The 13549-nt window shown below is 68.7% G+C and carries 15 protein-coding genes; 11 read left to right on the top strand and 4 right to left on the bottom strand.

Annotation, left to right across the window (positions count from 1 at the left end; genetic code table 11):
• The first annotated feature begins 146 nt into the window (after positions 1-146).
• The 3 genes from WKW77_RS18550 to WKW77_RS18540 are packed head-to-tail and all read left to right on the top strand — an operon-like array spanning position 147 to position 2966.
• On the top strand, positions 147-1085 hold the full coding sequence (locus WKW77_RS18550; protein ID WP_340358326.1) for an ABC transporter substrate-binding protein: 939 nt from the start codon (positions 147-149) through the stop codon (positions 1083-1085).
• Positions 1086-1101: 16 nt separating this feature from the next.
• On the top strand, positions 1102-2028 hold the full coding sequence (locus WKW77_RS18545) for a carbohydrate kinase family protein (protein ID WP_340358325.1): 927 nt from the start codon (positions 1102-1104) through the stop codon (positions 2026-2028).
• A gap of 23 nt (positions 2029-2051) precedes the next feature.
• The gene (locus WKW77_RS18540) at positions 2052-2966 is read left to right on the top strand and encodes an SMP-30/gluconolactonase/LRE family protein (protein WP_340358324.1); all 915 of its coding nucleotides are present in this window, start codon (positions 2052-2054) and stop codon (positions 2964-2966) included.
• Here WKW77_RS18540 and WKW77_RS18535 read toward each other — a convergent pair.
• Positions 2947-4464, bottom strand: a complete 1518-nt coding sequence (locus tag WKW77_RS18535; protein ID WP_340358323.1) for a CoA-acylating methylmalonate-semialdehyde dehydrogenase — start codon at positions 4462-4464, stop codon at positions 2947-2949. The two genes, WKW77_RS18540 and WKW77_RS18535, sit on opposite strands and share 20 nt — an antisense overlap.
• Before the next feature lie 43 nt (positions 4465-4507).
• Positions 4508-5851 carry an omega-aminotransferase AptA gene (aptA, locus tag WKW77_RS18530; protein ID WP_340358322.1) on the bottom strand — a complete coding sequence of 448 codons (1344 nt, stop codon included), beginning with the start codon at positions 5849-5851 and terminating at the stop codon, positions 4508-4510.
• Between the two features lie 103 nt (positions 5852-5954).
• On the opposite strand from aptA, the gene WKW77_RS18525 reads away from it, so the two are divergent.
• Positions 5955-6881, top strand: a complete 927-nt coding sequence (locus tag WKW77_RS18525) for a LysR family transcriptional regulator (protein ID WP_340358321.1) — start codon at positions 5955-5957, stop codon at positions 6879-6881.
• 5 nt (positions 6882-6886) lie between these two features.
• Here WKW77_RS18525 and WKW77_RS18520 read toward each other — a convergent pair whose 3' ends face one another.
• Complete coding sequence (locus WKW77_RS18520) at positions 6887-8362, bottom strand: amidase (RefSeq protein ID WP_340358320.1); 1476 nt, start codon at positions 8360-8362, stop codon at positions 6887-6889.
• Positions 8363-8399: 37 nt separating this feature from the next.
• Between WKW77_RS18520 and WKW77_RS18515 the strand changes: the two genes are divergently transcribed.
• Both WKW77_RS18515 and WKW77_RS18510 read left to right on the top strand, forming a co-directional pair.
• Positions 8400-8579, top strand: a complete 180-nt coding sequence (locus WKW77_RS18515; RefSeq protein ID WP_340358319.1) for a DUF3606 domain-containing protein — start codon at positions 8400-8402, stop codon at positions 8577-8579.
• Between the two features lie 113 nt (positions 8580-8692).
• A complete protein-coding gene (locus WKW77_RS18510; protein ID WP_340358318.1) occupies positions 8693-8917 on the top strand; it encodes a hypothetical protein in 225 nt (74 codons plus the stop codon).
• A gap of 61 nt (positions 8918-8978) precedes the next feature.
• On the opposite strand, the gene WKW77_RS18505 is transcribed toward WKW77_RS18510, so the two are convergent.
• Positions 8979-9953 carry a LysR family transcriptional regulator gene (locus tag WKW77_RS18505; protein ID WP_340358317.1) on the bottom strand — a complete coding sequence of 325 codons (975 nt, stop codon included), beginning with the start codon at positions 9951-9953 and terminating at the stop codon, positions 8979-8981.
• A gap of 75 nt (positions 9954-10028) precedes the next feature.
• Here WKW77_RS18505 and WKW77_RS18500 point away from each other — a divergent pair, with 75 nt between their 5' ends.
• Genes WKW77_RS18500 through WKW77_RS18480 form a run of 5 tightly spaced genes read left to right on the top strand, consistent with a single transcriptional unit; the run spans position 10029 to position 13542 of the window.
• Positions 10029-10646, top strand: a complete 618-nt coding sequence (locus tag WKW77_RS18500; protein WP_340358316.1) for a GAF domain-containing protein — start codon at positions 10029-10031, stop codon at positions 10644-10646.
• A gap of 14 nt (positions 10647-10660) precedes the next feature.
• Positions 10661-11071, top strand: coding sequence for a VOC family protein (locus WKW77_RS18495; RefSeq protein ID WP_340358315.1), 411 nt, complete (start codon positions 10661-10663; stop codon positions 11069-11071).
• Positions 11068-11859 (top strand): alpha/beta fold hydrolase, encoded by a 792-nt coding sequence (locus tag WKW77_RS18490; RefSeq protein WP_340358314.1) that lies wholly within the window; start codon positions 11068-11070, stop codon positions 11857-11859. Before WKW77_RS18495 ends, WKW77_RS18490 begins: the two co-directional genes overlap by 4 nt.
• Complete coding sequence (locus WKW77_RS18485; protein WP_340358313.1) at positions 11856-12641, top strand: ABC transporter ATP-binding protein; 786 nt, start codon at positions 11856-11858, stop codon at positions 12639-12641. The genes WKW77_RS18490 and WKW77_RS18485 overlap by 4 nt, the downstream gene beginning before the upstream one ends.
• A gap of 10 nt (positions 12642-12651) precedes the next feature.
• Positions 12652-13542 (top strand): ABC transporter permease, encoded by an 891-nt coding sequence (locus WKW77_RS18480; RefSeq protein ID WP_340358312.1) that lies wholly within the window; start codon positions 12652-12654, stop codon positions 13540-13542.
• Positions 13543-13549: the final 7 nt, after the last annotated feature.

Raw genomic sequence — 13549 nt, 5'->3', positions numbered from 1 at the left:
CGCACTTCGAGTCGCTGCGTCAACCCCCTCACCGGGGGCAACACCAGCGGCCCGGCGAAGCCGGTTCCGCGGTGTTTCCCGAATTCGTCAAACCCGTTCCCGCTCACTTCGAGCATTGCTTCCAACCACCAACCAGGAGACTCTTCATGCGCAACAAACTCTTTGCCCTCGCTGCCATCGCTGCTGCCTTCGCCCTCCCTGCGGCACACGCGGCGGACAAGGAATTCAAGAACGTGGGCATCACGCTCGGCTCGATGGGCAATCCCTTCTTCGTCTCGCTCGCCAAGGGCGCCGAAGCAAGGGCCAAGCAGTACAACCCGAACGCGAAGGTCACTGCGCTGTCGGCCGACTACGACCTCAACAAGCAGTTCTCGCAGATCGACGGCTTCATCTCGGCCGGCTCCGACCTGATCCTGGTGAACGCGGTCGATGCCAAGGCGATCGAGCCGGCGCTGCTGAAGGCCAAGAAGGCCGGCATCGTGGTGGTCGGCGTGGACGTGGCGGCCAACGGCGCCGACGCCACCGTGCAGACCAACAACGTGCAGGCCGGCGAGATCGCCTGCCAGTACATCGTCGAGAAGCTGGGCGGCAAGGGCAACGTGATCATCCAGAACGGGCCGCAGGTCTCGGCGGTGATCGACCGCGTGACTGGCTGCAAGACGGTGTTCAAGAAGAGCCCCGACATCAAGGTCCTCTCGGACGACCAGGACGCCAAGGGCTCGCGCGAAGGCGGCCTGAACGTGATGCAGAACCACCTCACGCGCTTCCCGAAGATCGACGCGGTGTTCGCCATCAACGATCCGCAGGCGATCGGCACGGATCTCGCCGCGAAACAGCTCAACCGCAAGAACATCATCATCACCTCGGTGGACGGCGCGCCGGACATCGAGACCGCGCTCAAGGGCGACACCCAGGTGCAGGCCTCGGCGAGCCAGGACCCGTACATGATCGCGGTGAAGGCGGTGGAGATCGGGCACGACATCCTCAACGGCAAGAAGCCGGATTCGCCCATGACGCTGTTGCCCTCGACGCTGATCACGCGCACCAACGTCAAGGACTACAAGGGCTGGCAGGCGCCGCGCTGAGCGAGGAGAACCCACCATGTTCGTGGTCTGCGGCGAAGCGCTGATGGATGTCTACATGGGCGCCTCCACGCCCACCGGCATGACGCTGGATGCGCGCATCGGCGGCTCGCCGCTGAACGTGGCGCAGGGGCTGGCGCGGCTGGCGCGGCCGTCGGCCTTCCTGACCGGCCTGTCGACCGACGCGCTCGGAGAGCGGCTGCTCGCCTCGCTCAGGGCCGAAGGCGTCGACACCTCGCTGATCCTGCGCAGCGACGCGCCGAGCACGCTCAGCGTGGTGAGCGTGGATGCGAGCGGCGTGCCGCGCTACGCCTTCCACGGCAACGGCGCGGCGGACCGGCAGATCACGCACGACACGCTCCCGGCCCTGCCGCCATCGACGCGCGTGCTGCAGCTGGGCTCGTACGCGCTCGTGGTCGAGCCGGTGGGCAGCGCGCTGCGAGCGCTCGCGGCGCGCGAGCGGGAGCGGCGCCTCATCGCCTACGACCCGAACGTGCGTCTGAACGTCGAGCCCGACCTCTCCCACTGGCGGGCGATCGTCGAGCAGATGGTGTCGATCGCGCACCTGGTGAAGGTGAGCGACGAGGACCTGGGCCTGCTCTTCCCGGGCGAGACGCCCGAGCAGGTGGCGGCGCGATGGCTGTCGCAGGGCGCATCGCTGGTCGCGGTGACGCGCGGGCGGCACGGAGCCACTGCGTGGACCCGCAACGCGCAGGCGGATGCGCCCACCCCCGAGACGAAGGTCATCGACACCGTCGGCGCGGGCGACACCTTCCAGGCGGCGATGCTGACGTGGCTCGACGAGCACGACGCGCTCACGCCCGACGCCTTGTCGAAGCTCGATGCCGCATCGCTCGATGCCCTGCTTCGCTTCGCCGCGCGTGCGGCGGCGATCACCTGCTCGCGGCGCGGCGCGGACATGCCGCGGCGGGCCGAGTTGGACTGACGGTCACGCCGTTTCGAAGAACGATGGATGTCGAACGCCTCCCCGTCGAACCCTGCCGGCTCGGTGAATCGCCCCTGTGGCATCCCCGCGAGCAGGCGCTGTACTGGTGCGACATCCCGGGCCGCACCCTGCATCGCTTTGACCCTGGTCGTCAGGCGCATGCGAGCTGGGCGTTTGCGCACGATCTCGGATGCTGCGCCGCCTGTGACGACGGCACGCTGATCGTCGCGCAGCGTGACAGCCTGCTGCGCTTCGATCCGGCGACCGGCGCGCACACCGTGATCGCCGGCGCCCCCTACGACACCGCCGTCGAGCGCTTCAACGACGGCAAGACCGACCCGCGCGGCCGCTTCTGGGTCGGCACGATCTACGAACCGCGCGATGCGCCTCGGGCGTCGCTGTACCGGCTCGATGCACCAGGGCTGCGGCGCATCGCCGGCCACATCACGACCAGCAACGGACTCGCCTTCAGTCCTGACGGCCGCACGATGTACTGGGCCGACACCAAGGCCCACACCATCACCGCCTGGGACTATGACCTCGAGCGCGCAGAGCCCTCGAACCGCCGCGTCTTCGCCCGGTTCGAGCCGCCGCAGGCAGGCCGCCCCTCGGACTACGCCGGCCGGCCCGATGGGGCGGCCATTGATTCGGAAGGCTGCTATTGGGTCGCGATGTTCGAGGGCGCCCGGGTGCTGCGCTACTCGCCGCAGGGTGAGCTCTTGCGCACCGTTCACCTGCCGGTGCGGTGCCCGACCATGCCCTGTTTCGGCGGGGCGGACCTGCGCACCCTCTACATCACCACCGCAAGCGAAAAGCGGCCGGCCGACGAGCTTGCGGCGATGCCATGGTCCGGCTGTGTCCTGCAGCTGCGCGTGGACGTGCCCGGCCTTCCCGCCGCACTCGTGGGGCCCTCGTCGTTCACTTGGCAGTCGGCATGACGAACTCGGCGCCCTTGCCGATGCTCTCGGGCCAGCGCTGCATGATCGACTTCTGCCTGGTGTAGAAGCGCACGCCTTCTTCGCCGTAGGCGTGCATGTCGCCGAAGAGCGATTTCTTCCAGCCGCCGAAGCCGTGCCAGGCCATCGGCACCGGAATCGGCACGTTGATGCCCACCATGCCGATCTGCACGCGGCGTGAGAACTCGCGCGCCACGTTACCGTCGCGCGTGAAGCAGGCCACGCCGTTGCCGAACTCGTGGGCGTTGACCAGGTCCACCGCATCCTTGAGGTCCTTCACCCGCACGCAGCCGAGCACCGGCCCGAAAATCTCTTCCTTGTAGATGCGCATCTCCGGCGAGACGTGGTCGAACAGCGTGCCGCCCATCCAGAAGCCGTTCTCGCAGCCTTCGCCGGCTTGCGCACCCTTGAAGCTGCGCCCGTCGACCAACAGCTTCGCGCCTTCCTTCTCGCCCTCGGCGATGTAGCCGGTGATGCGCTCGTGCGCCGCACGCGTGACGATCGGGCCCATCTCGGCCGCGAGGTTCTCGCCGTCCAGCACCTTGAGCGACCGGGTGCGCTCGATCAGCTTGGGGAGCAGCCGGTCGGCGACATCGCCGACCAGCACGGCCACGCTGATCGCCATGCAGCGCTCGCCGGCCGAGCCGTAGCCCGCGCCGATGAGCGCGTCCACCGCCTGGTCGATGTCCGCATCGGGCATCACGACCATGTGGTTCTTCGCACCGCCGAGCGCCTGCACCCGCTTGCCGTGGCGCGCGCCGGTCTCGTAGATATGGTTGGCGATCGGCGTCGAGCCGACGAAGCTGATCGCCTGCACGTCCGGATGCACGAGCAGCGCATCGACCGCCTCCTTGTCGCCCTGGATCACGTTGAACACGCCATCCGGCAGGCCCGCTTCCTTGAGCAGCTCGGCGATGCGCAGCGAGGGGCTCGGATCGAGCGGGCTCGGCTTCAGCACGAAGGTGTTGCCCGCCGCGATGGCGACCGGGAACATCCACGTCGGCACCATCACCGGGAAGTTGAACGGCGTGATGCCCGCGACCACGCCCAGCGGCTGGCGCATCGTCCAGTTGTCGATGCCGGTGGAGACCTGGTCGGTGTAGTCGCCCTTGAGCAGTTGCGGAATCCCGCAGGCGAATTCCACGATGTCGATGCCGCGCGTGACCTCGCCCTGCGCGTCGGTGAAGACCTTGCCATGCTCGGCGGTGATCAGGTGCGCGAGCTCGTCCCGGTGCCTGTTCAGCAGTTCGAGGAACTTGAACATCACGCGCGCGCGGCGGATCGGCGGCGTGTCGGCCCAGGCGGGAAACGCGGCCCGGGCGGCGGCCACGGCGGCATTCACCTGCTCGGCGGCCGCGAGGCCGGCGCGGCCGGTGATCGCACCGGTGGCGGGATTGAAGACGTCCTGCGTGCGGCCGGAGGTGTTGGCCACGACGCGGCCCTGGATGTAGTGGTCGATGGCGGCGATGGTGTTCTTCATGCGTGCAATTCCCGGGATCGGTCGAATGAAAGTCGAAAGGCGGTCAGCGCTGATCGTTCAGCGCTTCCCCGAGGGCGTTGACCAGCGCATCGATCTGCGACCGGTCGCTGACGAAGGGCGGCGCGAGCTGGATCGTGTCCCCGCCGAAGCGCACGTAGAAGCCCTTCTCCCAGCAGCGCATCGCGATCTCGAAGGGCCGCCGCGCGGGTTCGCCCGGCAGGGGGTCGATCGAGAGGCCCGCCGCGAGACCGAAGTTGCGGATGTCCCGCACGTGCTTCGAACCCCTGAGCTGATGCACCGCCGATTCGAAGTACGGCGCCAGTTCGCGCACCCGTGCCGGCATGTCCTCCTTCTCGAGGACGTCCAGCGTCGCGAGCCCCGCGGCACAGGCCACCGGGTGCGCCGAATAGGTGTAGCCGTGCGGGAACTCGATCGCGTACTCGTCACCGCCCGCGGCCATGAAGGTGTCGTGGATCTCCTTGCTGGCCACGATTCCGCCCATCGGGATCACGCCGTTGGTCACCTGCTTGGCGAAATTGAGGATGTCCGGCGTCACGCCGAAGGCCTCCGCGCCGGACCACGCGCCCGTGCGTCCGAAGCCCGTGATCACCTCGTCGAAGATCAGGAGGATGTTGTTCTGCGTGCAGATCTCGCGCAGGCGCTTGAGGTAGCCCACCGGCGGGATCACCACGCCGGCCGAGCCCGAGAAGGGCTCGACGATCACGGCCGCGATGTTCGAGGCGTCATGCAGCGCGATCAGGTCCAGCAGGCGATTGGCCAGCGCCTCGCCGCCCTCGGCCGGCATGCCCTTGGCGAAGGTGCCCGGTGCCGGCTGCGTGTGCGGCAGGTGGTCGGCCTCGATGCCCTGCCCGAAGGTCTTGCGATTGCCCGCGATGCCGCCCACCGAGATGCCGCCGAAGTTCACGCCGTGGTAGCCCTTCTCGCGGCCGATGAGGCGCGTCTTGCTCGCCTGGCCCTTGGCGCGCCAGTAGGCACGGGCCAGCTTGAGCGAGGTGTCGGCCGCTTCCGAACCCGAGCCGACGAAGAACACATGGTCGAGGCCCGCGGGCATCTTCGAGACGATCTGCTCGGCCAGGCGAAAGGCCAGCGGATGGCCGAACTGGAAGGGCGGCGCGTAGTCGAGTTCGGCCACCTGGTGGCTCACCGCCTGCACGATCTCCGCGCGCCGGTGCCCCAGGCCGCAGGTCCACAGCCCCGACAGGCCGTCGAATACGCGGCGGCCGCGGGCATCGCGGTAGTAGCAGCCCTCGGCTTCGACGAGCAGGCGAGGATCCTTCCTGAACTGCCGGTTGCCGGTGAACGGCATCCAGTGGGCATTGAGCTGCTGCTCGCTGACGAAGTGGCGCGGGAGGTCACTGAGATCCATGGGTTTGCTCGGGAGAAAAGATGGAGCGGCAAATTCTGGAGAGACCGTCGGTTTCAGTAAACTGCCTTCATTGCCAGTTCACGTTCAAAGAACTGAAACTTTCATGGTCAAGAAAGCACTGCTGGGCCAGGTCAGCGACATCGATATCCGGCTCCTGCGCATCTTCAGGACGGTGGTGGCGTGCGGGGGTCTCGCCGCGGCAGAACTCGAACTGAACATCGGTCGCTCGACCATCAGCCGCCACATCAAGGAGCTCGAGGAGCGGCTCGGGCTCGTGCTGTGCCGCCGGGGCCGCGCGGGCTTCGCGCTGACGCCGGACGGCCAGCGGATCCACGAATCGGCCCTGCAGCTGCTGGGCGCGATGGAATCGTTTCGCAGCGGCGTTCACGACCTGCATGCCGAACTGGTCGGGACGCTCGCGGTCGGGCTGTTCGACAAGACTTCGACGAATCCGCAGGCGCGCATCAGCGAAGCGATCCGGCACTTCCGCAAGCAGGCGCCGGACGTGCTGGTCGATGCCTCGGTGGGCACACTGCAGGACATCGAATCGGGCGTGATCGACGGCCGGCTCCACGTCGGCATCGTGCCGGACCACCGCCGCTCCGACAGCCTCGACTACGTCGATCTCTTCGGCGAGTCGATGTACCTCTACTGCGGACGGCAGCATCCGCTGTACGGCACGTCCACCGGCCTGCGCTGGGAGGACCTGCGGGAGTACGACTACGCGGGCCTGGCCTTCCACTCACCCAACATGGAGGCGACGCACCGCTTCCACCTGCGGCGCAAGGCCGTCGCGAGCGACCAGGAGGCGATCGTCTCGCTGATCCTGTCGGGCTGCTACCTCGGCTTCCTTCCCGATCACTACGCCGAGGGCTTTGCGAACGCGGGCCTCGTGCAGCGCATCGCGCATCCGGAGTGCATGTACGAGGTGCGGTTCGTCGCGATCTCGCGGCGCTCGTCTTCCGCCTCGCGCCTGGCGACCACCTTTCTCGACGCGCTCCAGCATTCGCACCAGCAGCCGCCGGGCTGACGACGTCAGCCCGCGGTGACGTGAACGCCCGGACGGTGGCCGTCGTTCCAGCGGCCTCCCAGGGCGCGCTCGATCTGCGCCGCAACCTGCAGCAGCAGGCCGTCGTTCGCCTGTTTCGCCTGCGCGTGGATGCCGAAGGGCAGCCCGTTCTCCTGCTGCGCCATCGGCAGCGAGATCGCGGGAATGCCGCACAGGTTCGACAGCGGCGTGTAGGCGAAGAACTTCCACAGGTTCTCGAACCAGTCGAGCACGTCGGGGTTGTCGCTGGTCGTCAGGTACTCGGTGGTGCCGATGCGCGGCGTGGGCAGCGCGGTGATCGGCGTGAGGATGACGTCCCATTCCTCGAAGAAGGCGCCGAAGGCGCGCGCGGTGCTGTTGAACACCGCCTGCATCTGGTAGCGCTCGGCGTACGACAGGTCCTTGCCCGCTTCCCAGATGCGGATGTTGATCGGCTCGATCAGGTCGGCCGGCGGCCGCTCGAGGCCGCGCGAGGCCAGCAGGCCGTTGATGACCTGCGCGAAGTTGCTGATGTAGCAGGTGGTCTGCGCACGGAACGCCCCGCGCAGGGCGGCCTGCGGCAGCGCCCACGCCACATGGTGGCCCAGACTTTCGAGGAAGCGGCCGGCCTTCTCGAGCTCGGCGACGATGTGCGGCGTGGCGCGGTAGTCGCCCCACTCGTGCGACAGCGCGATGCGCAGCGGCCGAGGGTCCTTGCGGATCAGCTCGCCGTAGGGCTCGGGTGCCGTCCAGTAGGGCATGAACTCGCCCGGCGCGCCGCCCCGGCAGGCGTCGACGAAGGCGGCCGTGTCGCGCACCGTGCGGCTGTGGCAGCCCTGGATGGACACGTAGCCGGTGATGTCCGACAGCTTGGGGCCGATCGAGAACACGCCGCGCGAAGGCTTCAGGCCGATGTTGCCGTTGAAGCCGGCCGGGATGCGGATCGATCCACCGCCGTCGGTCGCGTGCGACATGGGCACCACGCCGGCCGCCACCATGGCCGCCGTGCCGGCGGACGAGCCGCAGGTGGTGAAGTCGGTGTTCCACGGATTGCGGGTCACGTAGACGGCCGGGTTCTCGGCCGAGCTGCACACGCCGAACTCGGGCGTGGTGGTGCGGCCCATCAGGTTGAGGCCCGCGCGGCGCATCTGCTGCGTGAGCCACGCATCCTCGGTCGGGCGATGGCCGCGCATGAAGAGCGAGCCCTGCTCCTGCAGCCGACCCTTGAGCGTGGGGCCCAGGTCCTTCATGAGGAAGGGCACGCCGGCGAACGGGCCCTGCGGGTTCAGTCCGTCCTTGAGCGGATCGGCCACCACGTCCTCGAACACTTCGACCACCGCGCCGAGCGCCGGGTTGGTCATCTCGATGCCGGCGGCCGCCTGCAGCGCGAGTTCCGCCGCGCTCACCTCGCCCTTGCGGACCCGCTCGGCCAGTCCCAGCGCATCGTGCGCGGCCCATTCGTCCCAGCTCATTGCCAAAGTCATCGGTCGTCTTTCCGGCCGTGCCCTCCAGGAGACCACGATGCCCGACGACCCCCACAAGACCGGCGCCGACCGCAAGTTCATTTCCCTCGAGCAGCCCCACGAGGTGCGCAGCTGGACGGAATCCCTCGGCGTGACTGAACAGCAGCTCAGGGCCGCTGTCGCCGCCGTCGGCAACTCTGCCGACAAGGTGCGCGAGTACCTGCGCAGGGCCTCCTGACGGGCCCACCCGTCAGCGCAGTCGTCGGGGAGCACCGTGCTGTTCCATCTCGTCTATCTCGGGTGGCGCCACCTGATGCGCGCGCTCGCAAAAGCGCGCACACTGCGCGACCTATGAAACACAAAGCTGCTCGCCGCGAGGTACTCGCCGCGATGGCCGATTTCGAGCGCGCCTGCCTCGCGTTTGCCGAAGGCATGCAAGGCGTCCTGGAACCTCCAGGCCAGGCCGGGCAGAAGGCACCCGCGCTGCCCCTCGTGAACTTCGGCCCGCGCAAGCCGGCCAAGCGTGCGGCGCCACGCGAGGTCGAAGCCGTCCGCCGGCCGCTCGCGAAGCCATAGCGGGCGGCGAGGTCGACGAGCCGCCTGCGCCGCGCGAGCGTGGACCGAGGCTCCTGCTCCGCTACTGCGCCGCAGCCTGCTTCATGCGCAGCGCGGTTTCGACCACCACGCGGCGCAGCGATTGCACCGTGGGGTGGGCTTCCACTTCCTTCAGCGTGAAGAAGCTCACGGGCGGCAGGCTCCAGTTCAGCCGATACGGGAGCGCGGCCCATTGGGATGAACGCTCCATCTCGACCATCACGTCGCGCGCGAAGATGGTCACGGCGTTGGGCTCGTGGCGCAGGACCATCTCGATGCTCCGCAGCGAGGTGGTCTCCAGGATCGGCATCGGCGGCTGGACGCCCGCACCGACGAAGATGGCGTTGTACGTCCTGCGCATGGGCGTGTTGGGCGGCGGCAGGATCCAGTCGAGTTGCGCGAGCCTGGCCCAGTCCAGCGGGCCGCGCGACAGGCGCTTGACGTTCTTCGCGCCGACCACGAGGCAAGGTTCCTGCTCGTAGATGGCCTGCTGCACCAGGCCGCTGGCCTCGCCGTCGTACGAGCGGCCGATCGCGCAGTCGATCTCGCGTGCGAGCAGGCCCGCGACAAGTTCGTCCGTGGTCCCCTCCCGCGCCATCACCGAGATGCGTGGGGTGCGGTCGAGCAGGTGGGTCAGCGCGGCGGCCATCAGCTGCTGGGGCACCTGCTGGGTCAGGCCCAGACGAAGGCGACCGCTGCGGCCCGCTTCCAGCGAGGTGAGCACGCGCGTGGTCGCCTCGAGTTCGGCCAGCCAGCGGCGCGCGCAATGCAGCGCGGCCTCGCCCGCGGGGGTCGGGACCAGCCCGCGGCTGGTGCGATCGAAGAGCTGGCTGCCGAAGATGTCCTCGACCTCGTGCAGCGCCTTGGTGATCGCCGGCTGGCTGAGCTGCATCTCGGCCGCCACCCGCACCAGCGAACGGTGCCGATCGACGGCCTGCAGCAGGGACAGCTGACGCAACTTCAGGCGGGAAAGCAGCGAGTGCTGCAGGGCGGCGGCAGGATCCTGGGCGGTCGGCAAGGCCTTAACTCCACGGTTATAGGTGCATGAGAAATTATTTCACTTTCGTGAATTGCGAGTCCTAGACTTTTCCCCATGGACCCGATCGACGCACCGCCTCCCGCAGCCATCACGAACGACTTCCTGGACGAACTCGCCGAGGCGCGCAGCGCCGACGAAGCGCTGCGGCGGATCGACCTCGAGCGACTGCGGATCGCCCGCGGCGGCATCTTCAGCATCCAGCAGAACGTGACGACCGCGCGCGACGCGGCTGGCGAAGTCCGCCTGCGCCGCTTCTATTCGTCGGAGGGCGGGAGCTTCCCGGTCAACGGCGCGAAGCGCAAGACGCTGACCCCGTGGACCGAATGCCTCTTCGTGCGCAGCCGCGTCTTCGTCGGCGAGGGCGAGCATGTGCTTGCACAGACCTTCGACGACTTCGAACAGATGCGCGCCTATGGACTGCGCAGCGTGGTCAACGTGCCGTTGATGCAAGGCGCGCTCTGCTACGCCACCTTCAACGTCTTCGGGACGCGCGCCCGCTGGACGCCGGAGGAGATCCTCGGCATCCGGCTGCTCGCGCTCGCTGCCGCGCGCTGGGTGCCGTCGGTCCCCGGGCTGGCCTATCGCTTTCCGGACGCGTCTGCCGCTGCAGCCATCCACGACAGACCGAGCGTAGTGCTCCACAGCGGCGATGGCCTCGGCGCGCTGAACTGAAAAGGGGAATGCAAATGCCCGTGACTGCCTTGCACCACTTCACGATCCGCTGCACGCCCGAGGAGCTGCCGCCGCTCGTGGACTTCTACACCCGCGTGATGCGTCTCTCGGTCGGCGCGCGGCCCGAGATTCCGGCACCCGGCGCGTGGCTTTACGCGGACGGCCAGCCGATCGTGCATCTCTACGCGCACCTCTCGACCCCCGACAAGGCGGTCGACCCCGTGACCGGCCCTCTCGACCACATCTCGTTCCGGTCGCGCGGCGTCGTCGAGATGCGCGAGCACCTGCGCGCCATGGGCGTGCCCTTCTCCGAGGCGCCGATTCCCGGCTGGGCGATCCATCAGATCTTTCTCCACGACCCGCGCGGCCTGAAGATCGAAATGACCTTCTGGATGGACCAGGAAGACGAACGGAGCGCCGCATGACGCAGTTCGTCCAGGCCGGCGACTTGCGCATCGCCTTCGACCGCGAGGGCGAGGGTCCGCCCCTGCTGCTGATGCACGGCGCGGAAGCCTCCCGGCAGATGTTCTCGGCGCTGGTGCCGCATCTCGCGAAGCACTTCACCGTCATCGCCTACGACCAGCGCGACTGCGGCGAGACCGAGGGGCCGGACCGCGCATCGACCCTCGAGGACCTCGCCACGGATGCGCAGCAGTTCGTCAAGGCGCTGGGCCTGCGGCGCGTGCACGTGTTCGGCTCCAGCTTCGGCGGCCGGGTGGCGCAGGCGCTGGCCCTCCTGCATCCGCGCGCCGTCGACCACCTGGTGCTGGCCAGCACCTGGCCCCTGCCGCGGCCCTACGAGGAACTGTGCCCCGACGCGCGCCGGCTCGCCGAACTGCGGCGCGGCCTGCCCGGCACGGCCGGGGAGCTGGCGACGTGGTTCTTCCCCGAGACCTTCCTCGAGAAGCGGCCGGAGCTGCGCCGCATCTTCGCCAATGCCCGGCCCGAATCGGCGCGCTCGGCCCGCCGCGCGGCAACCGTGGCGACGGCGCTCGAGATGGGCGTGGCCGACATCGTCGCCCCCACGCTGGTGCTGGCCGGCGAACTCGATCGCGTGGTGCCGCCGGCGGTGACGCTTGCGATGGCGGGACGGATCCGCGGCGCCGATGCAGCGCTGCTGCCTGCGATCGGCCACGTCACTGCGCTGCAGGCGCCGGAGGTCCTGGCGCATCACCTCGTCCGCTTCCTGAAACCCGAAGGAGCCAAGTCATGAGCACGAACGCCCGGCCCGACTACATCCGCATCGAAGGCCTCTCCAAGCACTTTGGCGACGGCGGCGACGGCGTGCTCGCCCTCCAGAACATCGACTGCGCCATCGAGCAGGGCAGCTTCGTGACCATCGTCGGCCCGAGCGGATGCGGCAAGAGCACCCTGCTGCGAATCCTCGCCGGCCTGCTCGACTACAGCATCGGCCGCGTCGTGCTCGACGGCCAGCCGATCCGCGGCACGCGGCGCGACGTGGGCGTGGTGTTCCAGAGCTCCATCCTGCTGCCGTGGCGCACCATCCTCGAGAACGTGATGCTCCCGGCCGAGGTGCTCGGCATCCCGATGAAGCAGGCGCGCGAGCGCGCGATGCAGCTGCTGCACATGGTCCGGCTCGACGGCTTCGAGCACAAGCTGCCCCGGCAGCTGAGCGGCGGCATGCAGCAGCGCGCCTCGATCGCCCGGGCCCTGCTGCACGACCCGAAGATCCTGCTGATGGACGAGCCCTTCGGCGCCCTGGACGCGATGACGCGCGAGCGCATGAACCTCGAGCTGCAGCGCATCTGGATGGAGAGCGGCAAGACCGTGGTGCTCATCACGCACTCGATCCCGGAGGCCGTGTTCCTCGGCGACCGGGTGTTCGTGATGTCGCCTCGCCCCGGCACGCTCGAACGCGTGCTGCCGATCGATCTGCCGCGCCCGCGATCGATGGAGGTCATGTCCCACCCCGTCTTCGCCGCCGCGTCCGCATCCATCCGCGAGCGCTTCTCGCATGCCGCTTCGTTCGATTGAGAGGGCTTCCATGACCACCGCCATGCTCACCACCCACGAACCCGTCATGAACGCCGGGGGCACCGCGACGGGACCCGCGAAGGCGCAGCCGCGGCGGCGCGCCAATCCGCTCGCCTCGCTGCGGGTGCAATCGCTGCTGCTGCTCGTCACGCTGCTCGGCGCCTGGGAAGCGGCGGTGCGGCTCTTCAAGGTGCCCAGGCACCTGGTGCCGCCAGTGAGCGACATCCTGGTCGCGCTGTGGCGGGGCCTTGCGACCGGACCGCTCGCCAAGGACGGGTTCTGGTACCACGGCGGCGTGACGGTGGCCGAGATCCTGCTGGGCTTCGTGATCGGCAGCGGCGTGGGCCTGGCGATCGGCATCGTCGTCTCGCAGATGCCGAAGGTCGAAGCGCTGCTGGAGCCCTACGTCGCCGCCCTGCAGAGCGTGCCCAAGGTGGCGATCGCGCCGATCATCGTGGTGTGGCTGGGCTTCGGCATCGGATCGAAGGTGATGATCATCTGCCTGCTCACCTTCTTCCCGGTGCTGGTCACCAGCATCGCGGGCTTCAAGGCGGTGGACCCGGATCGCATCGATCTGCTGCGCTCGCTCTCGGCTACGCCGTGGCAGATTTTCCGCAAGGCCAAGTTCCCGAGCGCCCTGCCCTACATCTTCGCGGGCCTGAACATGGCCGCGGCCTTCAGCGTGGTGGGTGCGGTGGTCGGCGAGTTCGTCGGCGCGCAGGCCGGGCTCGGCGTGCTCATCCTGCAGATGGAGGCGCAGGCCGACACCGGCGGCAGCTTCGCGGTGTGCGTGGTGCTGTCGGTGATCGGCATCGTGCTCACCGGCCTGCTGCGCCGCATCCAGCGCCGCGTGCTGCACTGGATGCCGGCCGACACATCGCAGCGGACGGTCAACGTCTGACGCCTTC

It is taken from the genome of Variovorax ureilyticus (genome assembly GCF_037889935.1).
GTDB classification, from domain to species: Bacteria; Pseudomonadota; Gammaproteobacteria; order Burkholderiales; family Burkholderiaceae_C; genus Variovorax; species Variovorax ureilyticus.
This window is presented reverse-complemented; position numbering and strand designations above follow the sequence as displayed.

Bases quoted from the DNA above. Each gene is read 5' to 3' on its own strand.
- WKW77_RS18550 (WP_340358326.1), top strand. From the start codon at position 147: ATGCGCAACAAACTCTTTGCCCTCGCTGCCATCGCTGCTGCCTTCGCC.
- WKW77_RS18545 (WP_340358325.1), top strand. From the start codon at position 1,102: ATGTTCGTGGTCTGCGGCGAAGCGCTGATGGATGTCTACATGGGCGCC.
- WKW77_RS18540 (WP_340358324.1), top strand. From the start codon at position 2,052: ATGGATGTCGAACGCCTCCCCGTCGAACCCTGCCGGCTCGGTGAATCG.
- WKW77_RS18535 (WP_340358323.1), bottom strand. From the start codon at position 4,464: ATGAAGAACACCATCGCCGCCATCGACCACTACATCCAGGGCCGCGTC.
- aptA (WP_340358322.1), bottom strand. From the start codon at position 5,851: ATGGATCTCAGTGACCTCCCGCGCCACTTCGTCAGCGAGCAGCAGCTC.
- WKW77_RS18525 (WP_340358321.1), top strand. From the start codon at position 5,955: ATGGTCAAGAAAGCACTGCTGGGCCAGGTCAGCGACATCGATATCCGG.
- WKW77_RS18520 (WP_340358320.1), bottom strand. From the start codon at position 8,362: ATGACTTTGGCAATGAGCTGGGACGAATGGGCCGCGCACGATGCGCTG.
- WKW77_RS18515 (WP_340358319.1), top strand. From the start codon at position 8,400: ATGCCCGACGACCCCCACAAGACCGGCGCCGACCGCAAGTTCATTTCC.
- WKW77_RS18510 (WP_340358318.1), top strand. From the start codon at position 8,693: ATGAAACACAAAGCTGCTCGCCGCGAGGTACTCGCCGCGATGGCCGAT.
- WKW77_RS18500 (WP_340358316.1), top strand. From the start codon at position 10,029: ATGGACCCGATCGACGCACCGCCTCCCGCAGCCATCACGAACGACTTC.
- WKW77_RS18495 (WP_340358315.1), top strand. From the start codon at position 10,661: ATGCCCGTGACTGCCTTGCACCACTTCACGATCCGCTGCACGCCCGAG.
- WKW77_RS18490 (WP_340358314.1), top strand. From the start codon at position 11,068: ATGACGCAGTTCGTCCAGGCCGGCGACTTGCGCATCGCCTTCGACCGC.
- WKW77_RS18485 (WP_340358313.1), top strand. From the start codon at position 11,856: ATGAGCACGAACGCCCGGCCCGACTACATCCGCATCGAAGGCCTCTCC.
- WKW77_RS18480 (WP_340358312.1), top strand. From the start codon at position 12,652: ATGACCACCGCCATGCTCACCACCCACGAACCCGTCATGAACGCCGGG.